At 63.4% G+C, this 25,529-nt stretch carries 27 protein-coding genes; 18 read left to right on the top strand and 9 right to left on the bottom strand.

Features of this window, described 5'->3' with window-relative positions; translation table 11 throughout:
• The first annotated feature begins 167 nt into the window (after positions 1-167).
• From AB0L58_RS40575 to AB0L58_RS40585, 3 genes are read left to right on the top strand one after another with little or no spacing between them, the layout of a single operon-like run.
• Positions 168-476, top strand: coding sequence for a PadR family transcriptional regulator (locus AB0L58_RS40575; RefSeq protein ID WP_364396211.1), 309 nt, complete (start codon positions 168-170; stop codon positions 474-476).
• On the top strand, positions 473-829 hold the full coding sequence (locus tag AB0L58_RS40580; RefSeq protein ID WP_364396213.1) for a DUF1048 domain-containing protein: 357 nt from the start codon (positions 473-475) through the stop codon (positions 827-829). The genes AB0L58_RS40575 and AB0L58_RS40580 overlap by 4 nt, the downstream gene beginning before the upstream one ends.
• 1 nt (position 830) lies before the next feature.
• A complete protein-coding gene (locus AB0L58_RS40585; RefSeq protein WP_364396215.1) occupies positions 831-1,157 on the top strand; it encodes a DUF1048 domain-containing protein in 327 nt (108 codons plus the stop codon).
• 237 nt (positions 1,158-1,394) lie between these two features.
• On the opposite strand, the gene AB0L58_RS40590 is transcribed toward AB0L58_RS40585, so the two are convergent.
• The 3 genes from AB0L58_RS40590 to AB0L58_RS40600 all read right to left on the bottom strand — a co-directional run bounded on the left by AB0L58_RS40590 (position 1,395) and on the right by AB0L58_RS40600 (position 4,924).
• Entirely contained in the window at positions 1,395-1,832 is a 438-nt protein-coding gene (locus AB0L58_RS40590) for a DoxX family protein (protein ID WP_364396217.1), read from the bottom strand.
• 663 nt (positions 1,833-2,495) lie between these two features.
• Positions 2,496-4,556, bottom strand: coding sequence for a heavy metal translocating P-type ATPase (locus AB0L58_RS40595; protein WP_364396218.1), 2,061 nt, complete (start codon positions 4,554-4,556; stop codon positions 2,496-2,498).
• On the bottom strand, positions 4,553-4,924 hold the full coding sequence (locus AB0L58_RS40600; RefSeq protein WP_364396219.1) for a metalloregulator ArsR/SmtB family transcription factor: 372 nt from the start codon (positions 4,922-4,924) through the stop codon (positions 4,553-4,555). The genes AB0L58_RS40595 and AB0L58_RS40600 overlap by 4 nt, the downstream gene beginning before the upstream one ends.
• A gap of 137 nt (positions 4,925-5,061) precedes the next feature.
• Here AB0L58_RS40600 and AB0L58_RS40605 point away from each other — a divergent pair, with 137 nt between their 5' ends.
• The 6 genes from AB0L58_RS40605 to AB0L58_RS40630 all read left to right on the top strand — a co-directional run bounded on the left by AB0L58_RS40605 (position 5,062) and on the right by AB0L58_RS40630 (position 8,876).
• Positions 5,062-5,676, top strand: a complete 615-nt coding sequence (locus AB0L58_RS40605; RefSeq protein ID WP_364396221.1) for an isoprenylcysteine carboxylmethyltransferase family protein — start codon at positions 5,062-5,064, stop codon at positions 5,674-5,676.
• A 35-nt stretch (positions 5,677-5,711) separates the two neighbouring features.
• Positions 5,712-6,074, top strand: coding sequence for an alpha/beta hydrolase (locus tag AB0L58_RS40610; protein ID WP_364396223.1), 363 nt, complete (start codon positions 5,712-5,714; stop codon positions 6,072-6,074).
• A 199-nt stretch (positions 6,075-6,273) separates the two neighbouring features.
• Positions 6,274-7,701: a rifampin monooxygenase gene (rox, locus tag AB0L58_RS40615; protein ID WP_364396277.1), complete on the top strand. Its 1,428-nt coding sequence runs from the start codon at positions 6,274-6,276 to the stop codon at positions 7,699-7,701.
• Positions 7,702-7,863: 162 nt separating this feature from the next.
• A complete protein-coding gene (locus AB0L58_RS40620; protein WP_364396225.1) occupies positions 7,864-8,541 on the top strand; it encodes a hypothetical protein in 678 nt (225 codons plus the stop codon).
• Positions 8,542-8,616: 75 nt separating this feature from the next.
• Positions 8,617-8,739, top strand: a complete 123-nt coding sequence (locus AB0L58_RS40625) for a hypothetical protein (protein ID WP_364396227.1) — start codon at positions 8,617-8,619, stop codon at positions 8,737-8,739.
• Between the two features lie 11 nt (positions 8,740-8,750).
• Positions 8,751-8,876: a hypothetical protein gene (locus tag AB0L58_RS40630; RefSeq protein ID WP_364396229.1), complete on the top strand. Its 126-nt coding sequence runs from the start codon at positions 8,751-8,753 to the stop codon at positions 8,874-8,876.
• Between the two features lie 7 nt (positions 8,877-8,883).
• Here the strand turns inward: AB0L58_RS40630 and AB0L58_RS40635 are convergent, their stop codons facing one another.
• Complete coding sequence (locus AB0L58_RS40635; protein ID WP_364396231.1) at positions 8,884-9,144, bottom strand: hypothetical protein; 261 nt, start codon at positions 9,142-9,144, stop codon at positions 8,884-8,886.
• 424 nt (positions 9,145-9,568) lie between these two features.
• Here AB0L58_RS40635 and AB0L58_RS40640 point away from each other — a divergent pair, with 424 nt between their 5' ends.
• Together AB0L58_RS40640 and AB0L58_RS40645 are read left to right on the top strand one after the other, a co-directional pair.
• Complete coding sequence (locus tag AB0L58_RS40640; protein ID WP_364396233.1) at positions 9,569-10,654, top strand: acyl-CoA desaturase; 1,086 nt, start codon at positions 9,569-9,571, stop codon at positions 10,652-10,654.
• Positions 10,655-10,903: 249 nt separating this feature from the next.
• Positions 10,904-11,275 carry a hypothetical protein gene (locus AB0L58_RS40645; protein ID WP_364396235.1) on the top strand — a complete coding sequence of 124 codons (372 nt, stop codon included), beginning with the start codon at positions 10,904-10,906 and terminating at the stop codon, positions 11,273-11,275.
• A gap of 591 nt (positions 11,276-11,866) precedes the next feature.
• Here AB0L58_RS40645 and infA read toward each other — a convergent pair.
• Together infA and AB0L58_RS40655 are read right to left on the bottom strand one after the other, a co-directional pair.
• Entirely contained in the window at positions 11,867-12,100 is a 234-nt protein-coding gene (gene infA, locus AB0L58_RS40650; protein WP_364396237.1) for a translation initiation factor IF-1, read from the bottom strand.
• A complete protein-coding gene (locus tag AB0L58_RS40655; RefSeq protein WP_364396239.1) occupies positions 12,097-12,894 on the bottom strand; it encodes a GNAT family N-acetyltransferase in 798 nt (265 codons plus the stop codon). Before AB0L58_RS40655 ends, infA begins: the two co-directional genes overlap by 4 nt.
• Positions 12,895-13,886: 992 nt before the next feature.
• Between AB0L58_RS40655 and AB0L58_RS40660 the strand changes: the two genes are divergently transcribed.
• The 6 genes from AB0L58_RS40660 (at position 13,887) to AB0L58_RS40685 (ending at position 20,614) form a co-directional block, all read left to right on the top strand.
• Positions 13,887-14,528: an HD domain-containing protein gene (locus AB0L58_RS40660; RefSeq protein WP_364396241.1), complete on the top strand. Its 642-nt coding sequence runs from the start codon at positions 13,887-13,889 to the stop codon at positions 14,526-14,528.
• Between the two features lie 256 nt (positions 14,529-14,784).
• Positions 14,785-15,906 (top strand): hypothetical protein, encoded by a 1,122-nt coding sequence (locus AB0L58_RS40665; RefSeq protein ID WP_364396243.1) that lies wholly within the window; start codon positions 14,785-14,787, stop codon positions 15,904-15,906.
• 93 nt (positions 15,907-15,999) lie between these two features.
• Positions 16,000-17,145, top strand: coding sequence for a LuxR C-terminal-related transcriptional regulator (locus tag AB0L58_RS40670; RefSeq protein WP_364396280.1), 1,146 nt, complete (start codon positions 16,000-16,002; stop codon positions 17,143-17,145).
• 47 nt (positions 17,146-17,192) lie between these two features.
• A complete protein-coding gene (locus AB0L58_RS40675) occupies positions 17,193-18,011 on the top strand; it encodes a class I SAM-dependent methyltransferase (RefSeq protein WP_364396245.1) in 819 nt (272 codons plus the stop codon).
• A gap of 922 nt (positions 18,012-18,933) precedes the next feature.
• Positions 18,934-19,239: a hypothetical protein gene (locus AB0L58_RS40680; RefSeq protein ID WP_364396247.1), complete on the top strand. Its 306-nt coding sequence runs from the start codon at positions 18,934-18,936 to the stop codon at positions 19,237-19,239.
• A gap of 1,066 nt (positions 19,240-20,305) precedes the next feature.
• A complete protein-coding gene (locus AB0L58_RS40685; RefSeq protein ID WP_364396250.1) occupies positions 20,306-20,614 on the top strand; it encodes a hypothetical protein in 309 nt (102 codons plus the stop codon).
• A 91-nt stretch (positions 20,615-20,705) separates the two neighbouring features.
• On the opposite strand, the gene AB0L58_RS40690 is transcribed toward AB0L58_RS40685, so the two are convergent.
• Positions 20,706-21,662, bottom strand: a complete 957-nt coding sequence (locus tag AB0L58_RS40690) for an LLM class flavin-dependent oxidoreductase (protein WP_364396253.1) — start codon at positions 21,660-21,662, stop codon at positions 20,706-20,708.
• A gap of 244 nt (positions 21,663-21,906) precedes the next feature.
• On the opposite strand from AB0L58_RS40690, the gene AB0L58_RS40695 reads away from it, so the two are divergent.
• Positions 21,907-23,379: a catalase gene (locus AB0L58_RS40695; RefSeq protein WP_364396255.1), complete on the top strand. Its 1,473-nt coding sequence runs from the start codon at positions 21,907-21,909 to the stop codon at positions 23,377-23,379.
• A 164-nt stretch (positions 23,380-23,543) separates the two neighbouring features.
• Here AB0L58_RS40695 and AB0L58_RS40700 read toward each other — a convergent pair whose 3' ends face one another.
• A complete protein-coding gene (locus AB0L58_RS40700; protein WP_364396258.1) occupies positions 23,544-24,677 on the bottom strand; it encodes an MSMEG_0565 family glycosyltransferase in 1,134 nt (377 codons plus the stop codon).
• Positions 24,677-25,528 carry a carbon-nitrogen hydrolase family protein gene (locus AB0L58_RS40705; RefSeq protein ID WP_364396261.1) on the bottom strand — a complete coding sequence of 284 codons (852 nt, stop codon included), beginning with the start codon at positions 25,526-25,528 and terminating at the stop codon, positions 24,677-24,679. Before AB0L58_RS40705 ends, AB0L58_RS40700 begins: the two co-directional genes overlap by 1 nt.
• Between the last annotated feature and the right edge of the window lies 1 nt (position 25,529).

Consider the following 25,529-nt stretch of genomic DNA (forward strand, 5'->3'; position numbering starts at 1 on the left):
ACCCGGGAGAACGGCCGGGGTTGTTCCCTAGCGGCGGAACGGAGACGCTCGGGGCCGGGCAAGGGGGGTCTCTCGCCATCTACTCTGTGATACAGTCTAGTGGTAGTCAGTACCACTGAATAGCTTGAGTCGATCGAAAGAGGGCTGCCACGGACAATTTGACGGAGATGCTGAAAGGTACGCTCGAAGGCTGCGTCCTCGAGATCATCGACACCGAGGAGACATATGGTTACGCCATCACGCGCCGGCTGAATGAGCTCGGTTTCGCAGACGTCATCGAAGGGACGGTCTATGCCATCCTGCTGCGGTTGGAGAAATACGGTCTGGTCGATGTTTCAAAACGACCTTCCGAAGTCGGCCCGCCGCGCAAATTTTACGCACTCAACGCCGCGGGACGCAAAGAACTCGCGACATTCTGGGCGAAATGGGAATACCTCTCATCGCGCATCAATGAGCTCAAGGAAAGCAAGAAATGAACTTCTGGGAGACAATCACAGGCAGCGATCTAACCAGGGAATACCAAGCCTTCGAAGCTCGAGCCGAGGCCCTTCCGACCGAATATCAAGCGGCGTGGCAAGAAATCAAGATCCATCTCTTCCCCTACTCGGGCTTCACGGGCCGCAACTTGATGCCGATTCTCGACGGCACTCTAGGGTTCATAGAGGTGACAGCGTCAGAGGGGCAGAGTGTCCACGAGGCACTTGGCGACGACATCAAAGGCTTCTGTGCGGCAATTGCTGGCGCAGAAGGGGCCAAGAGTTATCGCGACAGGTGGCGCGAGCAGTTGAACAAGAACGTTGCCAGGAAACTGGGCCGGCTAGGAGGATAAGGTGGGCATCCGCGACATCATCGAAGGTAAGAGAGAGTGGCGGGCGCACGTGGCGCGGGTCAAGGCGCTCCCACCCGATTACCAGATCGTCTACAAGGAGATTCAAAAATACTTTTTCAAGATCGGGCCAGTCGAACTGGTCGACGGGAATTTGCTCTCGGGGATTCTCGATTTCTTCGAGGAAGGGATCGCAGCCGACAAAGGAGTCATGGAACTCCTTGGCAATGATGTCGCGGCCTTCTGCGATGACCTGGTAAAAGACTCACGGACATATGCCGACATCTATCAGGAGTCTGTCGGCAAGGAAGTCGGTAAGGGAATGAAATGATCCTCGTTGTCCCGCTGTCCAGGGCGAATCCCTGCACGCGCTGCGACGAGCGCTGCCCTGCGCCCACGATGGCGTGGTCCGGGCCGCCCCAGCCCACGTTCGAGCGCCACCGTCACCGCCGCGCGGACGTGATGGCCGCTGGATCGATCGCCGCCGACCAGACGGGATCGATGGCGAGAACGCACGACCGGCGATCGGTGGGTGGGCCACCGATCGCCGGTCGTAGGTATGGATTTGTCATCGCGAGAGCGAGTTGCGCAGATCGGTGATGGTGGCGCGGCGCTCGTAGGCGATCCAGGCGAAGATCGCGGCGAGCACCAATGGGAAAATCCCCATCGAGGGCATGTCGGCGATGAAAGCCTGCGTCCCGGCGGCGAGCACGGTGAGAACGGAAAGACCCGCGGCAGCCAGGGCACTGAGCCGTGGCACCATCAGGCCGAAACCGCCCGCGACCTCCACAACTCCGATGAAGATGAGCAGCCCGAGGGGGATGGTCAGATTCTCGGGGGCGTTGTCCATCAAGGTGTTCGGCATAACGAGCTTCGGCCCACCGGAGGCGATGATGAAGAACAGGCCGAGCAGGATCTGCAGGGTCCACAGGACGCGATTGCGGATCTTGCCGGGACGGTCGGTGAGGTCGTCGGAGAAGTTGGCGGAGGGGTTGACGGTGGTCATTTCTGGTCCTTCTGGTCGGTCGCGCCGGGTTGGTAGCGCGTTCAGCAGATAGGACGGAGCACTGTCGCAGGAGTCATCGCTGTCCGCGAAGATTTTTCGCAAACCGCTGCCGAACCACCGGTTTGGTCGTGCTGGCCCAGGGGTTGGCTGACACTCTGGCGATTTGCTGTCGATGGTCACGACGGGTTGGCATGACATCTTCAAATACCGCGTCGGTTCATGCTCGGCGGTGCCGTGACAGCCTCGACGGGCCTCGCGCTCGGGGCGTTGCCGCTGTACGAGCCAGGACCGGCCGTGGCGAGTCCCGTGGATCCGGCGGGTCCGCAAGCCGAACACCGGTGGTCACGGCGGTGGGGTCAGCGGACCGACATTCCGCAAGGGCACCGTCGTCGACCATGTGCGCAATGGGTTCAATCCGACCCCGTCAACAGCTTCCACATCCATCGACCACTACCCCACCGGAACCCGCCTGCAGCCAACGGAATTCACCGACACCATCGTGCAGGGCCAGGCCAACGCGGCATCTGCGATGCTTCGCTTCCCGCATCCGGGCCAGTACATATTCCACGCCCACAGAGATCGTCATCCAGTAGCGCCACAGACCGCCCGGCTCCCGGAACCTGCCCGGCAGCCGGCATCGAAACCAGAGCAACGCTCGAGTGATCAGCGGTCGCGGAGGGTGAGCGGGAGCGGTGTTGCGGTGACCTTGGGGGTTATCTGTGTGGTGGTAGGCGCGCGGCAGCCACACCCGTCGGTATCGACCGACGATGAGCTCGCTGGAAGTTGTTGTGGGGCAATGGGTTCGGGTTTGGTCGCGCCGGGCAGTGGGCGTAGCCGCCCGGCGCGGATGCCGTTGCCGATGACGAAGACTTCGGCGAGCTCGTGGATCAGGACCACCGTCGCCAGCCCGAGGACGCCGAAAGCGGCTAGTGGGACCAGCGACAGCACGATCGCGGCGGACAGGCCGATGTTCTGCAACATGATGTGGCGAGCGTGCCGGGCGTGGGCGAGTGCTTGGGGTAGATGGCGCAGGTCGGTGCCCATCAGTGCGACGTCGGCGGTTTCGATGGCGACGTCGGTTCCCATGGCGCCCATCGCGATACCGACATCGGCCGTGGCCAGGGCGGGTGCGTCGTTGACGCCGTCGCCGACCATCGCGATCGCGCCGCGATGGGTGGCGCGCAGCCGCTCGACGAGGGTGGCCTTGTCGCTGGGATGTAATTCGGCGTGTACGTCGGTGATACCCGCTTGGGCGGCCAAAGCTGCTGCGGTGCGCAGATTGTCGCCGGTCAGCATGCTCACCGAGACCCCGGAAGCGCGCAGGGCGCCGATCGTCTCGGCGGCTTCGGGGCGAAGTTCGTCGCGGATACCGATGACCCCCAGCACCGTGTGGTCGTGCTCGATGACCGCGACGGTTGTGCCCGCGTCCTGCAGCCGCGTCACCTCGGCCTGCACGGGGCCCGGCGCGATCCAGCCGGGCTTGCCCAGCCGCGCGGGGCGTCCGTCGACGACGCCTTCCACCCCCGCGCCGGGGACCGTCGTCACCTCGTCGGCTGGCCTGGATTGTGGTGCGGCGGAAAGAATCGCGGCAGCGAGGGGATGTTCGCTGCGGGATTCCAACGCTGCGGCCACCGCCAGCACCTGTTCGGCAGTGACGCCGTCGGCGGGCGCGATCTCGGTGACGGCGGGTCGGTTGCGGGTCAGGGTGCCGGTCTTGTCGACCGCGACCGCGCGGACCGCGCCGAGTGTCTCCAGCGCCGCACCGCCCTTGACCAGCACGCCGAGGCGACTGGCGGCACCTACTGCGGCGACGACGGTGACCGGCACCGAGATCGCCAACGCGCACGGCGCGGCGGCCACCAGCACGACCAGCGCGCGTTCGATCCAGGTCGCCGGATCCCCCAGTAGCGCACCGACTCCCGCGATCACCGCGGCCAGGACCATGATCGCGGGCACCAGCGGGCGCGCGATCCGGTCGGCGATCCGTTGGCGGGTGCCTTTGCGTTGCTGAGCGTCCTCGACGATCCGCACGACCTTGGCCAGCGAGTTGTCCGCAACGGTCGCGGTAGCCTCGATCGTCAGCGCACCGGTGGCGTTGATGGAACCCGCGAACACGGTATCGCCCGGTCCGATCTCGATCGGCATCGATTCGCCGGTGATCGCCGAGGTGTCGACCGTGGAGCGCCCGTGGCGCACGATGCCGTCGCTGGCGACCCGTTCCCCTGCCCGCACCACCATCCGGTCACCCACGACCAGCTCGTCCGGCTCGATCGTGCGCTGGGTGCCCGCACGCAGCACGATGACCTGCCTCGGTACCAGAGCCAGCAGGACGCGCAGGCCACGGCGGGTGCGGGTCAGTGCATAGTCTTCGAGGGCTTCGCTGATCGAGAACAGGAACGCCAACGCGGCGGCCTCGGCGAACTGCGCCAGGACCAAAGCGCCGACCAGCGCGATCGTCATCAGAGTGCCAACCCCGATCCGGCCACGCCGCAGTCCACGCAGCGTATCGGGCACGAACGTCGCGCCACCGATCACCGCGGCACCCAGATACGCCACCACACCCACGATGTGCGAACCCGCCAGTCCGGCAACGAAACCCGCGACCACCAACAATCCGGCCACCGCGGCGAACCGCAGTTCCCGCACCTGCCGGATCCGCTGCGCTGCGTCCTGGTCGTGATCGTCGTGGTCGCGCTGGTCAGCGCCGCAGCAGGCATCGCTCATACCGGGTCTCCCGTCGCCGAGGCGCCCACAGCGGCCTCGAGCAGGGCGTGGCCGACGGGGTTGAGCCGATACATGACCAGCTTCTTGTCCCGACGCGAGTCGACCAAACCCGCCGACCGCAACTGACGCAGATGATGTGACACCAACCCCTGGGACGCGCCGACGATCCACGCCAGATCGCACACGCACAACTCCTCGCCCACGTGCAGGGCATGCGCTATCCGCAACCGGGTCGGATCCCCCAACGCTCGCAGCCGCTCGGCGCGCACGGCGATCTGCTCCACCGCGGGCAGCGCGGTGCGCAGCGACTCGGCATGGTCGAAGTCGATGCACAACAGGTCGCAGCGGTCCGCATTCACATGAGTCAATCTAATGCACGTCGATATGTTCGGACAACATTCGGGTTACACGGCTCCGCGCCGGACAAACGATTGAACATATAGTGATGTGTGCATATGATTGCCCTGTAAAGCCGAACAATCTTGCGAGCGGATAGGACATCACCATGGCAGCGGTCGCACTGATCCTGTATTTCCTCTTCGGCGTCCTCGGATTCGGTTGGCGCAGTTGGCAACAGCACCGCCGCACCGGATCGACCGGGTTCCGCGGCATCAGCGGGCGTCCCGGGTCGCTGGAATGGCTGGCCGGAGTCGGCTTCATCGCCGCGATCGTCGTCGGCGTCTCGGCGGCGCTGTTGCAACTGACCGACGTGCTGGCCGGGTTGGACGTCCTGACCGCCGGACCGATCCAGGCCACCGGAATCGTCCTCGCGATCGCCGGTATCGCTGCCACCCTGTACGCGCAGAACGATATGGGCGAGTCGTGGCGCATCGGCGTGGACGCCAGCGAGACAACAACATTGGTCCGCGGCGGCGTCTTCGGATGGGTACGCAATCCGATCTTCACCGCCATGCTGATATTCGCCGCAGGCATCGCCCTCATCATTCCGAACATCATGGCGCTGGCCGGATTCGCGTTGCTGCTGGCGACCATCGAACTCCAGGTCCGCATCGTCGAAGAGCCTTACCTCCTGCGCGTCCACGCCCACGACTACCGCGACTACACCGCCACAACCGGCCGATTCCTCCCAGGCGTCGGCCGACACAGCACCCAACGGTGATCCGCCGAGCCGATCCGTCACAGTTCGGAGCCGATATGACTTCCATCCTCGACCGCGCGACAGCGTTCGACCGCGACCACGACAGAAAGAGCGTCGATGCCGCCACCCGAACCGGCGGCCAACAGGGCGCGATCAACTCCTACCTGCGGCTACTCGATGCGGCACAACAGCTTCCGCACCGGCAATCCGAACCCGCTTGGCAGGGACCAACCCTGATCATCAAGGCCGACGACGACCCGCTCATCACTACCGCACACACCCAGCGGCTACGCGACCGTCACCCCGCGGCGGAGTCCCGCAGATTTGCCGACGGCGGCCACTCGCTACCGATCAGCCGCCCCGATGACTACATCGCCACTGTCACCGAATTCCTACAACGACACACAAGGATCGACTGACCGATCCGCACGGCATGCTCCCCTCCCCCTTTCAACATATATCGCTTGCGGCAAGACCCGGGGGTGCCACACAATAGGCGACCGATGCCAGGACCTGCGGAAATCCGGAGTCAGTGAGATGGGTGCACACTCGAGCGCGCCTTGACGACGGGGACGCACGGAGACTGGGATGGCAGAGAATCGGGCGAATGGGTGGTTCATGTTCGATGCGATCATTGCCGGGTGCGGGCCGACCGGCGCGATGCTGGCCGCCGAACTGCGGCTGCACGATGTGCGGGTACTCGTTCTGGAGAAGGAAACCGAGCCCGTATCGTTCGTTCGCATAGTCGGTCTGCATATTCGCAGTCTCGAGCTGATGGCAATGCGCGGACTGCTGGATCGCATTCTCGAGCGGGGAAGGCAGCGTCCGGTCGGCGGTATCTTCGCCGCCATCACCAAACCCGCGCCCGAGGGCCTGGATTCCGCGCACGCCTATCTGCTGGGCATTCCGCAGCCGGTCATCGATCATCTGCTCGAAGAACATGCGATCGAACTCGGTGCGCAAGTCCGGCGCGGCTGTGCGGTGGCCGGTTTCGAGCAGGACGAACAGGGGGTGACCGTCGAGCTGGCCGACGGGGAACGGCTGCGTTCGCGTTACCTCATCGGCTGTGACGGCGCGCGCAGCACGGTGCGCAAACTGCTCGGCGTCGGCTTCCCCGGCGAGCCCGCACGGACCGAGACGCTGATGGGCGAGATGGAAGTGGGTGCGCCGCAGGACGAGATCGCCGCCAAGGTAACCGAAATCCGCGAGACAAATAAGGTATTCAGTCTCGGGCACTTCCGCGAAGGGGTCTATCGCGTCGTCGTCCCCACCGTGGGAGTCGGCGAGGATCACGCGGAACCGCCCACCCTCGAGGATTTCAAACAAGGGTTGCGCGCCATCGCCGGAACCGATTTCGGTGTGCACTCCCCGCGCTGGCTGTCCCGCTACGGCGATGCCACCCGGCTGGCCGAGCGTTATCGGGTCGGTCGGGTGCTGCTGGCCGGCGATGCGGCGCACATCCACCCGCCCACCGGCGGTCAGGGCCTCAACCTGGGCGTTCAGGACGCAGTCAACCTCGGCTGGAAACTGGCCGCGCAGATCCGCGGCTGGGCACCGGAGACATTGCTGGACACCTACGACGCCGAACGTCATCCGGTCGCCGAAGACGTGCTGGAGAACACCCGCGCCCAGATGGAACTGCTGTCCACCGAACCAGGCCCGCGGTCCGTGCGCAGGCTGCTCACCGAACTGATGGACTTCGACGAGGTGAACCGCTATCTGATCGAGAAGATCACCGCGATCGGCATCCGCTACGACTTCGGCGCAGGCCCCGACCTGCTCGGGCGCCGCCTGCGCGATATCGACCTGAAACAGGGCCGCCTCTACGACCGACTGCATCGAGGCCGCCCCCTGGTACTCGACCGCACCGAACGTCTGAGGGTCGAGGGCTGGTCGGACCGAGTCGACCTCATCGCCGATCACGCTGCGGCACTGGATGTTCCGGCCATCCTGCTGCGCCCCGACGGCCACATCGCCTGGATCGGCGAGCACCAGCAGGAGCTGAACTACCACCTCGCCCGCTGGTTCGGCAAGCCCGCCAACTGATTTCACCTGAGCAACCGAAAGTGTGGGCGAACATGGCTGTCTCGGGACAGAGACTCCTACCGCGGATGACGTATGGCAAGCTGTGCCGACCCCGAGTGAACACAGGGCTGGAACAGACAAGCGGGCAGCAGCCTGTTCGCCGTCGCCCTACACTCGACGCACATGCATGCTCTCGACGGAGGTGATCGGCGGTTGTACCCCAGGGATCCGCGCGACCAGCACACTGCACATTACGAATCCGGTTATCAGCCGGGGAACTACCGCGACCCCGCGTATAGCCAGGATCACGGATACAGCCAAGACCACGGATACCGCCAAGACCAGGGATACGACCAAGACCAGGGATACCGCGGAGACCACGGATACAGCACGTACCAGCAGTCCGATTATCCGGACCGGCAGTCTCGACCACAGCAGGGGCCGGACGTCAACATCGGTACGTTCGCCGGTGGTGTGTTCGCGGCGGCGGTGGTGACCGCGCTCGCGGCCTGGCTGTGCGCCTGGATCATCGAGATCATCGCCACCCGGGTGACGGAGAGCGGCAAGTTCGGGGTGTGGAACCCGATGGCCCAGCACGCGTACTGGTTTGCCGCCGTGGCGTTCATTTGCGCGCTGCTGGCCGGGGTACTCTGGTATCTGCTGCGCCTGGGTACTCCGTCACCGGAATTGTTCTTCAATTGGATCGTGGGCATCCTCACTGCCGCGGCAGTGATCATTCCACTGGCGCTGTCCAGCCACCTCTGGGTGGGTATCTCCACGGCGGTCGAGCATTTGGTGATCGGGCTCCCGATTCTCAGCATGGTGCGCATGGTGGGCGCGAAGAGCGTCGTAAACCGGTGAGGAACGGATGGCCCGTTCAGCAACTGCGATGTCGATGACACGCTCGCCGTATCCAGCGGCGTAGCGGTCTCACTCGTGAAAGCGCAGGCATTCTTCGGCGATCGCGACATCGAAACGCGCTTGCCGTCTACCTTGTTCGCCGAGTTCGGCGGAATTATTTTCGCCTGCGCGTCGAATTCCTTTGTGGCGCAACACTGACCGTCTCGGCGATGACACGGGCGAGCTGGGTCCGCTTCCCCGCTGTCGACGACCGGGTCGTCGGGCCAGTTCTCGGCGATCAGGGGACGGCCGTCGCCTCCGATGAGGAGGAGATCGCGTTGCTGAACCAGCCGTAGGTCACACTCACCGGGCTCCGTTGACATAGCAGCTGGTGTAGAAGCCGGGGCGGGTGCCGGCTCGCACCATGATCTTTGTGCCGTCGAGTGGCGGATACGGTCCGCCGAGCTGATAGGCGGCCACCGCTGCGGCCGGAAAGCCCAGTGCGCCCGCTGAATCCGATATCTCGGACGAGGTAGCCGGGCCGGGCTCGGGCGCACCAACATCGGGCGGCGAACACGCGGAGGTGAGCAGTAGCCCGGCGAGGGGTGCGACCAGGATTCGCATCAGCGAGTGTATTCGAGCTCAGTGCGGCGAGCACTATGCCGATGGCGACCAGCAGGACGCCGCTTCGACAGTTCGCTGTCGTGTATCAGCCCGATGCTGCCGGCAGGCGCGGGAGGCGGGTGCCGTCGACGGCTTCAGTACGGGATGGGCTTGTTCTCCGCCCTCGTTGATATCGAATTCGAGGTACAGACCGCGATCGTGCGTATAGGGGCTGTGAGCGGAGGTCCGGTCCGGCGACCCGGATGTGTTGGCCGGCATCCAATATCACACTGCAGTCCGATTCCATGTCATACCAAAGGGTTACGGGTAACGAGAATCCGGCCGATAGCTTCGCGGTATCGAAATCGGCGCCGCTCCGACGTCGACCAGCCGGCATAGTCGACGGACCGAGGTGGCGTCTCCGACCCAGCTCTCAGGAAGATCTATGACGACACCTGCCTTGGTCCCCGAGTCACTTCCGCGGTCACCGCGGCGCGGCGCCGACGGTGATTACACCCGTCTGTTGCGCCGGATCTCCGACGCGGGACTGATGAACCGGCGTCCCCGCTACTATGCCGTCCGGCTCAGTCTGGTCGGGATCGCGTTCGCAGCCGGCTGGGCGGCGTTCGTCCTCATCGGCGATTCGTGGTGGACCCTGCTGGTCGCGGGGTTCATGGCCGTGACGTTCGCTCAAATCGCACTCGTCATGCACGACGTCGCGCACCGCCAAGTCTTCCGGCTACGGCAGCCGACGGAGCTCGTGGGCCGCCTCGTCGGCAACGTCGGCATCGGCCTGGGCTACGGCTGGTGGCAGGACAAGCACACCCGGCATCACGCCAATCCGAACCACGAGGAACTCGACCCCGATGTCGCGCCCGACATTCTGGTCTGGTCACAACAGCAGGCACGGTCCAGCCGCGGTCTGCCTCGTCTCATCGGGAGGGCGCAGGCGTTCCTGTTCTTCCCCCTCCTGTTGCTGGAGGGCCTGAACCTCCATGTGGCCGGCTTACGTGCGCTCAGAAATCGATCGGTCAAACACCGCGGATTGGAGGGCATATTGCTGTGCGGGCACTTCGTCGCCTATCTGGCCGCACTGTTCGCGCTTCTGCCCGCCGACAAAGCCCTCGCGTTCCTTGCTGTCCACCAGGGCCTCTTCGGGGTGTACATGGGCTGCATCTTCGCCCCGAACCACAAGGGCATGCCAACCTTGATCGGCGACGAACGCCCCGACTACCTCCGTCGCCAGGTGCTGACCTCCCGCAACGTGCGGGGTGGCGCGTTGACCGACCTCGCCCTCGGCGGGCTCAACTATCAGATCGAGCATCATTTGTTCCCGAGCATGCCGACGCCGAACCTGCGGCACGCCCAGGTGATCGTCCGCGACTACTGCACCGAAATCGGCGTGCGCTACCACGAAACCGGGCTGATCTCCTCTTACCGCGAGGCGCTGAGACACCTGCACCACGTCGGCGTTCCCCTGCGCACTCCCGATCGACACCCGGGTGCCGGAGTGCCACAACGCAATCGTTGACCACAAGCTGGGCATCACGAATTCCCGGACACCGGGGACGTCGGCAGTTGCGGCGTGCGCTCGTCGGCATATGCGAGCGCAACAGCGCAGCTGATTTCGCCCGCCACGCCGAGGGGCGCCAATGCTGGACCGATGGGGCGAACTCTCACGACGATCCCGACCTCGACGGTGTCCCGGTGCTCACCCAGGTCCAGCGCCGCGTGAAGTCCTACAACCCCTGCACCTACTACCAGGAGTTATGGCCACGACGTGAACCGCTGGTCCGAGAACACCTACGCAGACTGGGGCTCGAACACCTTCACCACCGCCCGAACAGCCCCCACTTGGTGGATGAACAGGCCCACCCACAAGGACAACATCCTCGACCGCAACGTCACCAAGCTCGGTGGAGGTGTCGTGCCGGCGCCGCCCGCCCCGGCTTCGACACCACCGACCCCGCGGGCATCTTCGTCCAGCAATTCGTCTCCTGCAGCTGAGTTGCCGTGCCTTTCTACTATTCGGTCAGCGCACTCTGCCCGGCATCCCCGGACGCTGGGAGTTGCCGGTTGGTGCGGGTATTCGGGTGGCCTATCCGGTGATGTCTCCACCGTCGACGGATACCTGTGCCTGTCATTGAAATGATCGAGAACTGTTGCAGCCCTGCGGGACACGGCCGGTCGTCGGAAATCCTGTGGTGAGGTGACGGCGAGAATCTACCCCCAAGACTGGAAGTACCATTTTCCATTGCTCTGGTAGCAGTTATCCGTGTTGTTGTAGGTGGAGCGCTGCGCTTCGCAATTTTGCGGACTCGAAAATGGACCGTGCAGGTTACTGGGTCTCGCCAACGCAGTACCCCCGGATCCCAGGGCGAACCCTGCCGTAATAAGAACCGTTGCAAGGGTCTTTCCCATCATCTCTTTCTCCTGAGACTCGAATTTGCACTGGTACTGGCGATCTCACCGACGAGTGTCGCAAGTACCTGATGGGAGGGGTCCGGCACCGTCGGTGCTCTCGCGGGGACTGGCAGTGGCGAAAACCGTTGCCGCAAGGTACGTGGGGGCCAGAGACGGGGTAAGCCGGGTTCAGCGTTACGGCTGGTCGAGGTGGTGCCGATGAGTGTGCATGTCGGCTCTGTGACGGCGGACGAGATGGTATCGGCGACCGGCTTCGAGCCGGTCGCCGATACCGCTGTCTGTCGGGGGCGACGTCGATTCGGCGGCGTCCCCACCTCTGCTACGTCCTATACCGGAAGAGGATCCGGCCGCGGGTGAGGTCGTAGGGGCTGAGCTCCACGAGCACCCGGTCATAGGGCATGATTTTGATGTAGTTCTTCCGTATCTTCCCGCTGATGTGTGCGAGCACCTTGTGCCCGTTCGGGAGTTCCACCGTGAAGGTGGCGTTGCGCAGGCACTCGACGACGGTGCCCGCTATTTCGATGCCTCTGCCGTTCTTCGCCGTGTTCGTCATCGCAGCACCAACTCCAGGTTGCTGCTCGCACGTCGGGCACCGATGCCTTCGAACAGCGCCAGGGCTGCTGCGTTGGATTCGTTCACTTCGGTTGATGCCGTTTCGATCCCGTCGCGGTACAGTGCGCCCAGCGCGTGGGCAAGCAGCGCCCTGGCGATGCCGCGCCGGTGCTGGTCAGCCCGGACCGCGATCAGCCCGATCCGTGGCTGCCGGGTCACCTGCACCACTCGGACCAGCCCCACGTATCGATCGGACTGTGCTGCCACCGCATACTTCGACGGATCCAGCAGGGTGTCCCCGTCCGTGCGTGGCAGCACCTCGGCCGGCATCTCCTGCCATCCGACCGTTTCCTCGACCTCAGCGCGAATCGCGGTGTCCAATGCGCGCAGCGGGCCCTCCTTCGCTTCACCGGCAGCCACGATCGTGACACCCGGCGGCGGGAGCGCCGCATCGAGTCCCGTGACCTGCGGGTCGGCGGGCACGAGGTATTCCCACTCACGGCGTCGGGTCGTGAAACCGGCACGCTCCCAACTGCACGTCAGGTCCAGGTCGGCCTCGTCGACCACCGTGTACAACGGCGTCGGCAACTCCGCCAGCATCGCGTCGGCGAGTTGGTCGAAGACCGCGTCGTGCCACGAGTCGATGCTGAGGAAGGCCCGACCGTCGGGCCGCCGCGAAACGTCGCCACGACCGACCACCCGGTCGGCCGCCACCGCGTGCCACTGCGTCTGCGCGACCCGCGTGATCACTACGGTGGGCTCACCCGCACCCGAAGTGAAATGTACAGAATTCATAGGTTGTCGCCTTTCGGGATAGCCCTGTCTCTCAGGCGCTCCCGGCGACACCTACATCGTTCGCCCAACCGTGACGACGAGGGGGAGCACCCACATCGATACAACGTTCATGGGTCTCACCTCCTCGCGTGATGTCACGGTCTCCCGGACGCTATCAGCCCGCATATCGGCCTGCCCAATCATTTTCCTGCCGAGCAACTGAGGCCTTCCCCGCGCGGACACCTGTTCGTTCCGATGAAGGTGTTCGATCCCAGATCAACTCCATCGAGCGGCTCGCGCCCGAAGACATCGCCGACGCGGTCACCTACTTGGTCGGGCGGCCCCGACGCGTAGCTGTCACCGAAATACTCGTGCGCGCGGCCGACCAGAGCTGGTAGGTCCGACCCGGCAATGCCGCAGCCGATCTCGGGAAGGCATGCCCGCATGCTGTCGATACTTGTCGGCACCGGAGTCTGCCAGTGCGACATCGCCATGGCGGCCGCAGACAACGGGAGTCGCCCCATGCGCTGGGCGTAATTCGGAACGGCTTCCTCACGCACAGACCGTGAATCGTGCGACGCGCCGGAGTTGTCAGTGAAATAACGACATGTCACCGCGACGAGATGGACGAAACATGCCGGGTTCGTCGCAGGCCGGCGATCCCGAACACCGCCGCCAGTCTTCGCGCCACCGACCGTCGTCGCGGCGTGCTGGAATACCGTCGCACCGAAGGCATCTGATCGGCGCCCTCGGACCGGCGATCGGACAGAACTACTACCGCATCCGAGATCGTAAGCGGTAGTCCAAATTTCGAGTGTTCCTGTTTCGGATACTGTGACAACGGTCGACCCAGACCCGGCCCGCGCAGACGAGGCGGCATCGTTGGACCGCGGGACCATCGGCGCGCGACGCCTCCGTCTGCCCGAGGTTTGGCTTCCGGGAGGGATGGCCCCGACGCTCCGGCACCCGTAGAGTTAGAGGACTCTTATCCGGGAAGCGTGTTAGGAGACCGAGTGGCTGATAGCACAACCGAGCTGGCCGAGGTGGGCGTGGTCACGACAGTCTTGGAAAAGTTCTCCACGAACCTTGCGCAGATCGCACGCGCCAATGAAATACCGGATTCAGCTAGCGGATTTCGGAAAGAGAACGACGCCGAGCACAGCTTCGAATTAGCGTTGGTCGCTATTGCGGTGGCTGATCTCATCGATCCGGGACTGGATCGCGGTCTCATTGCTCGGCTTGCCCTCATCCATGAATTGGAAGAGGTCTACTGCGGTGATGTCTCGGTATTCGATTCCGCCAGTCGGTCGGAAACCCGCGCCTTGGAGAAAGAGGCGGCCGAAATCCGAGTGCTGCACGATCTGGACACTCTGCCCCCCTCGATCTCCGCAGACTTCAGGGCATATATGGCGATGGACTGCGACGAGGCCAGATTTGTTTATGCGCTCGACAAAATAATTCCATTCTTCCATGTCTTACAAAATGGTCGCCACCACGCTCGGCCAACTTTTTCCGAATATCAAGAGAGTTGCGTAGTCGCGCGCAGGAAGGTGTCGAAATTTCCAAAACTGCTGCCACTGTTCGATCAAGTATTCAAAGAAGTCGGATCACGGCTTGCATCACTGAATGGTGACGCAATTTCCGATGTCTCCTAAATAGATACCCGTTCATCTTTCGCCACATATCGTCGAATGTCGCGACGGAAGTGGCTCGAGGTAGGATCAAGCCGCCCACCCATCGGTACTTCCCTCTTCGACGGTGTCCGTAATCGCTTCCGGCAGGAGAGCGATTCTTCACCACCGCATACCTTTCCACGAGAAGGGAAGACCGACGAACATGAGCAACTCGCGCGCACTCGACGCATCCGCACATAAACCGTGGCCCTATAACCCGTTGGTTACACTGATACGTTTGCATAGCACCGAAATTACCGTCGATACGGTTGATCGATACGAAAGAGAGCACGACTTCAAGGCGAGCTCGTTCGATCTGGCGGTTCAAATGATGATTGTTGCGTGTAGCTATGAGCCAGCAGACATTTGGCTCGCAGGTAATGATGACGTGGTGCGGACCGCGTCCGGGCTTGTAACGGAAGGCGCTGCAGATTTGGCTTTTGACCTGCTGGAACACGCGATCAAGCAGCACCGCGTCCGTCTCAATCTGGATCTCATAACGGCGATCGCCACGCAGCAGATATCGAGGCTCCATCGCCTCCATGCGGACCGCAAGGAGGAATTCGATTTACCTGAGCATGGCGACGAGACGTTATCGCCTTTTTCTTCCGGAGCGGAAATCGCAGGGCCGCTGCTCATGGACGACCGCTTTCAAGACAGGATAGGTGAAGCTGTAGCCACGGAAAAGTTCACCGGAAAAAAAGTTATATTTCGACCTATGGATTTGGATCTCACGAGGGCATATATAGAGTCATTTCATTACCTACACACGGCGCGGGTAGACGATTCGCTTGCTTTCGGGGCGTTTGCAGACAAGGCGAATTCACCATTCGCAGTGGTTAGCTACTCCCCCGTCAGTCGAACGTATACGAAGAATATTCTCAGCGCGGCGGGGATCGATCATCGATGCGCACTAGAGCTCACTCGTGCCTGGAATAGCGAGGCCGCGCCGAAAAACACCATGAGTATGCTGTACGGTTATGCTCATGCCAGTATTCAGAGGTTGGCGGACAGCGCATCCGTTGAGCAACAGGCCATAATTACGGCAGTGAACCCGAATTTAGGTTTCAAGGGTAGTGCCTTTCGCGCGGTTGGCTTCGGTCTAATTGGCGAAAAGCCGACCGCCTATCATTATCTAGTCGATGAGAACGGGCAAAAGTCTTATGTGCCACGGCGGAGCTTGACCGATATTTCACGAATTCCATCGACCAATGCTCGCTGCGTAACGGCCGCCCTTCCGTTGTTACCTACCAAGGAGTTGGCCGTTATTATGCGGGGTCGAAGAAGGTTGAAGCCGGCTACGCACGTCATCTATCGGGTCAGCGAAGCGGAGTATCGCCACGAAGCGCTTTCTGTCTGATTGATACCCCAATTCAGTGGCGGCAGCCCCGTGTTGGGGCGGGTACGTTCCACCGCGAGGCGGGGAATCGTGCTGTGGTTCTGCGGACAGTCAGTGCCAGGCGCGTGGTCGGAAACTACGTGTAGCGGTCAGCGCCGTGGCGTACATCGCCGTTTGGATACTGACCGCAGGTCCATTGTCGAGCTCGGCTGCGGGTGCGGGGCCGGGTGCAGTCGCGGATCGGTTACACCGGACCTACGTTGCTCAGCGAGGCATCTGGCTGGCATAGGCGGAGAAGCGGTTTCGGACGCCAACCGGATCGAGAACGGTAGTCGCGGATACAAGCCGAAAATTCCACCGGTCCAACGGCTTCTGCCTATTGATTTACCGACTTTATTGCACCCCGGCCGTTTTCGGTCGGTTCGGCGAAGTTCCTTACGCCGGCAATTGCGCGGAGCCGATACCCCCGCGCTTGCTACCAACACGTCCGAGTGGATCACAAAGACAGAACGGCAGGTCGCCGAACTGATCGCCGAAGGCCTCTCCAGTCGGGTGATCGCCGACCGATTGGTGATCTCGCCACGAGCATCGCCCGCGACGAGCGAGCCGGTCATCGCGCGGCCTGGGGCCGCGTCAGGGCGCGCCGACTTCGGTGAGGCCGCTGGGTCGCCGGGTCCGATCCGGTCGCGCAGCGGTCGCGGTGCGCGGGTTTCAGTTATCGGTCGTGGCGGATCAAAGGCTCCCTTCTGCGAGGTTTCGGTGGGTTGCTCGTGGAGCGCGAACGAGATCGCTGCGTCGAAGCCGAGATGGAGGCCTTTTCGGTGGGCAGTCGTGAATGCTCGGTCGCCCAATGTCCGACCGATCGTTTGTTCGCATGGTCCTCGAGCCGGGAATCGCGGCGGTCGTGATAGCCGCTCGTCCCCCTGGGCTTCCGAGCAGGATCACCACGTCCTCGGCGATCTTGACCTCGGTGCCGGGGACGTTCACGGATCGTGGACAGCACCAGCAGCACACGGCTCGCTTCACCCATGTCCGGATGATGGGCTTCGTTGTCAGCCGGTGTCAGTACTGGAATGTCGAGTTGCTCAGCCTCGATTGCCCTGCCAGCAGTATCGTTGGGTTCGATCGAACCGGGAGCTGACCATATCGAGCCCGAGGACCGCCGCGACTGGCGATTGCGGTACCGCATCGAAGGATGTACCAGCAGAACCCGCTCACTTCTCCTGCACAACAGCCGACTTCGTGACTTGTTGTCAATAGATCAGGTACGGCAGCGTCCGTCGGCCCGATCACAGAAGGAGTATCAGATGATCGAATCCGGCCCGGCTGATCTCAAGGCGCGGCATCGGGCAATGTGGGCACGGGGCGACTACCCGGCCGTCGCCACCGAAGTCATCCCTGGGCTGGGTCGACGCCTCGTCGAGGTCTGCCGTATCGGCCCGGGGCAGCGCGTGCTGGACATTGCGGCCGGATCGGGGAATGCAGCGATCCCGGCCGCGGAGACCGGTGCGGACGTCATTGCGAGCGACCTCACGCCGGAGCTGTTCGATGCTGGCCGGCGTCTCGCCGCCGCACGGGGCGTCGACCTGCAGTGGCAGGAAGCCGACGCCGAGGCATTGCCCTACGCCGATGCCGAGTTCGACGCCGTGATCTCGTGTGTAGGCGTCATGTTCGCGCCGTTCCACCGGGCTGCCGCGGACGAACTGGTACGGGTCGCCAAGCCGGGCGGCACGATTGGGCTGATCAACTGGACACCCACCGGATTCATCGGGCAGATGTTCGCCACGATGAAACCGTTCGCTCCGCCGCCCCCGCCCGGTGCGCTGCCGCCCCCGATGTGGGGCGACGAGACACATGTCCGGTCGCTCCTGGGCGATCGGGTCGCCGACCTGGAGTTGCGACGCGAAAACGCGGTCATCGATCGTTTCGCCGACGGCGCCGAGTTCCGCGACTTCTTCAAGGCCTATTACGGACCGACGGTCACCGTGTACAAGGCCATTGCCGCGGAACCCGACCGGGTCGCGCGGTTGGACCAGGAACTCGCGGATCTCGGTTCCCGACACGACATGGGCAACGGGCGGATGGAGTGGGAGTACCTCTTGGTCACCGCACGCCGATCGGCCTGAACTGGTCATACGGCGCTACCTGGACCGTCGGAAAGCCACAGTGGCCGATGCGAGAGCCGTCGCACAGCGGCTAACCATGACAGGCACAGCAACTCATCCGGAACCGGACCGATTGGATGTAGCGATTCGGTCCGAGCTGATCGCGCAAGCCGTTGGTTCCGGTCGTGACCGTGGGCTACCTGAAGAAGCTCGGACCACCGACCCGCGATGATCCGGCCGCGGGGGCGGCGGGCGGCCGTCTCGGCCCAGGGGCACAACAGGTCACAGCGATAAATCAGGTCATTCCGATTGCTGAGCGTATGCAACGACTTCCAGATCGCGGGTTCGCGTCACCTGCATCAAGCTCGCCGTCTCCAATCGGGCGCAGCATACGCCGTCAATAGTCGGCGATGTGATGTGCGTCACATATGCCAGCAAACTCCCTGGATAGGACCACGGGACGAGGGCGCACCTGCAGTTTTTCGTCGCAATCCCTACCCACGCTCTATGCATGGTTAACTGATTGTGCGTAAACTGTGACCGAGTTGATATCAAAAGCTCGGGCTGGGAAGGTTGGTAGCCCTATGGACGCTCGGTTGCAACGACCGCACGTCTGACAGGGTGCCTGCGAGTCGGCGAGCCCAATTCCGCAACCGACTCGCGATCTGCCAGCTTCCCCTCGGCATCATCGCATTCGAGGATATTGAGATCCCCGCGAGGCTGCGGTCGGTTACATCTTAACAAGAAGGAACCCGGCGGTGGACGAGCAGCGGCTCATGGTGGTCGATCTCGCATTCGAGGCCGCCAGCGAACCCGTACCAACCACCGCGCCCGTTCTCTGGGATCCGAGCCAATACTCGCGACAGGCGGGTCCGATCTCCGGCGTGCCGAGCGCGCCATCCAGAAGTGCAGATTCAGAGAGAAGATCACTAAGGAGCTGGCAATGCACAAGAAGGTTGAAAACGCACTACGTCAGGACTTCGAGCGGTGGACCGAACTCGTCGACCGGGCCGCACACGGGGAGAACGAAGTCGAGAGGGAGAAACCCGCCTTGGCTGCGGCGGCGCTGAAAATGCAGTGGATCCGCGCGGCCGCCGAAGACTGGAGAGCATTGCACGATCAATGGTGCGAAAGAATCTACCCGACGCAATCAGGTGTGAAGTCTGAAATGCACAGTCACATCGGCGAATCGAACTGTGCATGTGAACGGTCGGGGCAACGACGGACTCGCGCGGTCGTCTACAGGTGATGACATCTCGGGTGGGTGCACAGCTCGTCAACGAGTCGCCTTGCCACATGCAACGCAAGACTCGGCGAGGATCGTACGGCCCATAATCAACCGCATCTGCCGAGCGCGCCGATCCAGGCGGCCTTGCGCGGCTGATCCGCCAATACGAACGGGGGCGGCGAGTTGAGATGCGACAAGCAAGCACTAAAGCACTGAACCGCCGAAGCCAGTCCTGAGCTACTGAAATTTGCCGAGTGTGCGCCAGGTCGGCGCCGCCGGTTACCGCCAGCGGCCGCACCGCTCGGTCGACCCCACGCCGTGTTCGGCGTTGCGCCGGTTGTCAGCGGTCCGAGGCGGCTCGCTCAATTGGGCGAACAATCGGGAGAGGCCGCGAGGGGGCCTCGGCTCACCATCATCGACCGGGCCATCGCACGCGCGCAGGCGCCCGCGGCTGGACGTCGTCCACGCGTCGCCGCGATCCTCATCGCCATGCTGCGCAGTGAATTCATGCGCGGGGCATGCCGGCAGTACTCGGCGAGGTCTTGATGGACGCCGTGTACCTACCACTCATGGTGCCTATGAGTCCTGAAAGCTGTTCCAACGCAAGCGGATACCGCCCATCCCACGCTGGTTCGAAATTCGGGCGAGGCGTCCGGGTGCCATGATTGCGCCCAAGGCGACATCAACATCACACACGGCTGCCCGAACCTCGCCCGGTAACGCCGGATCGCCGCCATGTCAGCGGGCCCCGAGCACGTTGTCGGCTCGTGGTCACGGTGCCGGGATCGAAGTTCCGCTACGAGATCGGGTCCGCCGCAGGCGGTTCCGTGGCACCGTCGAAGAAATCAATCGAATTTGATCAAGAAAGCAATCCGATTTGATCAAGAAATCAATCGAATTTGATCATGGAATTAGCATGACGAATGAAGATCAAATTGTGTTACCTTGCTAAAATCTGCAGTTTGCACATTATTAACGGTGATTATTGACACAATCAGAAAGGTGGATTTGCAGATCTCTTCTTCATAACATTTGTGGTGCGCGCCGTGATGGCGTCGTTATCCATCTGTGAAAGGAAGCTCCGTACATGGTCTCTCGCAAGGTCTTTGCCGCCGCCGCCACCGTCTCCGCCGCCGCCCTGTTCTTCGGCCCGGTCGCAGTGGCCTCCGCCGCCAACCCCGCCGCTACCCCGGTGGCCAAGTCTGCCGCCACCGGCTCCGCGGGCTCGGGTTCGGCCGACGGCGGCTCGTCCACGGGTTCGGCCGGATCGTCCTCCGGTTCCGCCATGCTCGACTCCGGCAGCTCGGCGCTCGACGGCGGCACCTCCGCCATCCTCAACATCATCGATTCGATCACCGGGATCAGGGACCTGACGCAGCCCAAGCCCGCCTCCTGATTCGGTCTCGGTAGATCACGACTTCGTCCGTGTCGCCCCTCGGGGCCGGATTTCTTTGGTGCCGTTGCGCTATGCATCGGGCGACTACGGGCTATTGCGACAAATTTGCCGGAATCGAAGTCGTCACTTCCATATCGAGTTGCCACGGCAGGTGAGCTCCGATGGTTCCGTTTGCCTGCCGATGAGATAGCTCTCCGTGCTGTACGTCCGGGGGCTTCCTTGAATACCGGGTTTCGTGCCGTCCGGAGAACTCGCCGGACGGCACGAAATTTCCGGGGAGTTCGAAACGCAACCCGTCGTGGCGGCAGTGCCGATTCCCGTACCGCTCATGCGCGCGAGTTTGTCGGCAACCTGTTCGGCGGTGCCCACCAGCGGCAACGCGTCCCATCCCGCCGACGTAGGCTCGGGCCCGCTTGGCCACGACCTCGGGCGGGAGGGCCGGTGCGCCACCGCTGATGATGTTGTTCGCCAGGCGCCGGGCGGTCTCCAGATCACCGAGTTCGTCGACGTACCACTCGAAATGACGCTTGGCTTCCGCTTCGGTGTCCTTCACCACGACGGTGCCGAAGGTCAGCGCGTTGAGCTCGCGATTCAATCCGGCAGCGTGCGTCTTGCGGCGCTGCATCCTCTGCCCGAACAGGTCCCAGTTGTCGCCGGCGACGAAGCAGTAGTCCGCGTGCGTGATCCCGAAGTCGAGTCCGGCGGGCGACCGGCCGGCAGCGACGATCACCGGCTGCAGTTGGATCGTTTTCGGCTCGAGATATCCCTTCCCGATGGTGTAGAACCTGCCGTCATGGTCGAGTTCACCGTGCTTGGCCCACAGCGATTCCATGATCTCCGGCCACTCGGCCGACAGTAGGTAGCGATCGTCATGCGGAAACTGCTCGATGCCGAAGCATTCCAGCCCGAAACGATATCGAGCCCGAATCGGCCATCGACGGACTGATTGTCTTGGGCGGCGCGAACCATGCCGTGACCGCGAAACTCTGTGCCCAGAACCGGATTCCGATGGTCTGGGTGCGCAACAACAGGGACTGTGTCGACGCATTTGTTATCGGCGCCGACCATTGCTGATCCTCGACGACTTCGGCATGCGCGAACTCGGTCGAAGGGTATGATTCTTTGCGCAGAGCAGTGTGGGTGCGGTGGCGTATTCGGCGCCGGTAACGCTGGGGTCACGGGCGATCTGCGTTATGCGGCTGGATGCCGCGACGGTGTGTGGATTTGTGCGCCATGGGGTGCGCCGCGTTTGGTCACCGCCAGGAATTTCTACACACATGAGAGGTATGGGTATGTCCACCTCGAAGTTCACATTGACAACGGATTCGGGTATTCCGGTCGAGAGTGACGAGTTCTCGCTGACTGTCGGTCCCGGAGGCCCGATTCTGCTGCAGGATGCCTATCTGATCGAGCAGATGGCTCAGTTCAACCGGGAGCGAATCGCGGAGCGTCAGCCGCACGCCAAGGGCAGCGGCGCGTTCGGCCGGTTCGAGGTCACCCGTGACGTCAGTGCCTATACCAAAGCGGCAGTGTTCCAGCCGGGCACCTCGACCCGATTGGTGGCCAGATTCTCGCAGGTGGCCGGGGAGCGCGGGTACCCCGACACAGTGCGGGACCTGCGTGGGTTCGCGCTGAAGTTCTATACCAGCGAAGGCAACTACGACATGGTCGGCAACGCCACGCCGATCTTCTTCGTGAAGGACCCGCTGCACTTCCAGCATTTCATCCGTTCGCAGAAGCGCCGTGTCGACAACAACCTGCGCGACAACGACATGCAGTGGGACTTCTGGACGCTACTGCCGGAAAGTGCGCACCAGGTGATCTGGCTGATGGGCGACCGCGGGATACCGCGTACGTGGCGGCACATGAACGGCTACAGCTCGCATGCGTACATGTGGATCAACGCCAGGGGCGAGCGGTGCTGGGTGAAGTATCACTTCAAGACGGATCAGGGCATCCAGTGCTACACCCAGACCGAAGCCGACCTGCTCGCCGGGACCGACCCCGACTACCACACCCGTGATCTGTTCGAGGCGATCGAGCGCGGCGAGCACCCGAGCTGGACGCTATTTGTGCAGATCATGCCGTTCAATGATGCTGCCGGCTATCGGTTCAACCCGTTCGATCTGACCAAGGTGTGGCCGCACGGCGACTACCCACTCAGCGAGGTCGGACGGCTGACTCTGGACCGCAATCCGGTCGACAATCACACGCAGATCGAGCAGCTCGCCTTCCAGCCCAATAATCTGGTCCCAGGCATCGGCCCGAGCCCGGACCGGATGCTGTTGGCGCGCCTGTTCTCCTACGCCGACGCGCACCGAGCCCGGCTAGGTGTGAACTATGAGCAGATCCCGGTCAACGCACCGGTTGTGCCCGTACACACCTACAGCAAAGACGGCGTGATGCGGATCCAGAACCGCACCGACCCGGTCTATGCACCCAACTCCAAGGGCGGACCGCGTGCCGACAGCGAGCACTACCCACCTCCCAGTTGGTACACAGACGGCGACATCATGCGTACCGCCTATGTCCGACACCGCGAAGACGATGATTGGGCACAGGCGGGCACCCTCGTCCGCACTGTGATGGACGCCGCAGCACGCGATCGCCTCGTCGACAACATCGTCAGTCACCTGCTCGCGGGCGTGACCGAGCCGGTGCTGAAACGTGTTTTCGAGTACCTGCGCAACGTCGACACGGACTTGGGTGACCGGGTCGAAGACAGCGTCCACGCACACCGAGGTGTACCCGCTGGAAGAGTCTGACCAGCGCCGCATCGACGCGAGCTCATCGACATGCCGCATCGTCGTGTTCGAGGCGAAATCCGAAAGGGCCAGGGCATTCTGCGGCTGACGCGCACCGATGTCCGGACCGCGGCGTAGGAATTGACGGCGACATTCGAAGGAGCCTTGTCCGGCCGGAGATGACGTTACGGCGCCGGGGCCGACAGCACGCTGGTCGTGCCCCGCACACCGCTCTGTACCGAAACATAGAAGTCGAGATGGCCCGATGCCGCTGCATCCCAGGTGAATTCGGCGGCCAGCGCCCTGCCGCGGTCCCGGCGGGCGGTATCGGGCACAATCGCCGAGGTCATCGCTTCGGCCATTGTTTCCGGGGTCGAGGCGTACTCGACCGCATCCGCGAAGACCTCGCGAAGGACCGGGAGATCACGGGCGACCACAGGTGTTCCGGCGGCCAGGGCTTCCATGGCCGCCAGGCCGAATCCTTCCTTGGTGGACAGGAACGGCAGCACCGACGCGGCAGCGACCAGTGCGGGTAGGTCGGTGTGCTCGACGGTGCCGAGCACCACTGGGTCGATGCCGAGTTCGGTCGCCCGCGCATCGAATTCGCTTCGATATGCCCGATAGTCGAACAAGGTTTCGCCACCCGCGATCACCAACTGATGCTCGGGTGCGCCTCGTGCGAATACCGCGAAGGCCTCCAACAGGTCGAGGCTGCCCTTGCGGGGTTCGATGCCACCGACCGCGAGTACATACGGGCCGAACCGCTCTCGCCAGTCCGCGCGCCGCGCAGACTGGATCGCTCCCGTTCCGGTGGCCTGCGCGAATCGTTCGTATTCGACACCGTTCGGGATAACCGTCGGCTCGAACCCCCAACCGGTCCTGACCTCTTCGGCGACCGCGGCCGATACGCAGATCCTGGCGTATGGCAACACGATCGCCCGTTCGTGACATGCCGCGAGCTCGGGAGTGGTGAACTGATCGAGATGGTGGATGGTGCGGATGCAATGCCCCACCGCGTTGGCACTGATGCAGTCCTGCGCGTGCACGACGTCGTAGTCGCCGATCCCGAATGCCTTCCGCAGCACCTCGATCGAGCGGATGATCCGCTGTCCGACCGTTTCCGAGGCGTTCGCCTCGAAGGGCACCACCTCGATGTGCACGCTCGGGTCGACCGGACGGAAGAACACGCGGTCGCCACCGCGTCCCAACGTCCACACGGTCACCTCGGCACCTGCCCTGGCCAGCGCCTCGGCGAGGTTCAGAGTGTGCACGACCCCGCCGCGTGGCTTGGTGGAGTAGGTGAGCAGTGCGATGCGCATCAGCGAGTTCCCTTCTCGCGCAACAGATTGCGGTAGGCGTCGACGCGCCGTTCGTCGAGGTGCCGCAAGGTTCGGCGAGCCCGCTCCACCTCCCGCTCGACATCGACGTCGGCCACGGCCAGCCCACCCTTGGACCACGTCTTCGCCAAGATGTCGCCACCGGGGCCTACGACCTTCGCCTGGCCGAGGAAGCGGAGCGAGCCGGTCACACCGGTTTGGTTGGACGAGGCGAGCACAACCTGGTTTTCGGCGGCGCGGGCCATGTCGTAGAGGTCGAACAGCCGGGCCTGCCGGTCATTGGGCATCCGCGAGGCCCGATCGGTGACGCTGGCCGGCCAGGCCGACAGCGCGCCGATGATCTGGGCGCCGTCGAGGGCGAGGGTGCGGGCCGACTCGGGGAAGGTCTTGTCGTAGTCGATCAGCATGCCCAGCCGACCGACCGGAGTGTCGAATGCGGTGAAGGTCTCCCCCGCCGCATAAGCGAGGTGCTCGCCCGCGGGCTGATGCACCTTGCGGTGGTGTCCGAGGACACCGTCGCCGGTCAGACAGCTGGCCGCGTTGTAGCGTAGGTCGCCGTCCCGCTCGGCGTATCCCACACACACCGTCATCGGGCCCGCCATCGAGCACAGCATGCGCAACTCCGGCCCGTCGGGATCGATCGGCTCGGGCAACGGCCCCATCGTCGGGTTGCGCAGATCGCCGATATACCCGCCGAGGGTGGCGTCGGGCAGCACCAGCAGGTCGACCCCGTCGTGGACGAGTCGCTCGAAGATGCCATCGAGTTTCTCCAGCGCGCGGCCGATATCCCGGCCGAAGTGCCCGGCCAGCGCGGCAATCCGTGTGGTTCCCATC

Source organism: Nocardia sp. NPDC052112 (assembly GCF_040680135.1).
Taxonomy (GTDB): Bacteria; Actinomycetota; Actinomycetes; order Mycobacteriales; family Mycobacteriaceae; genus Nocardia.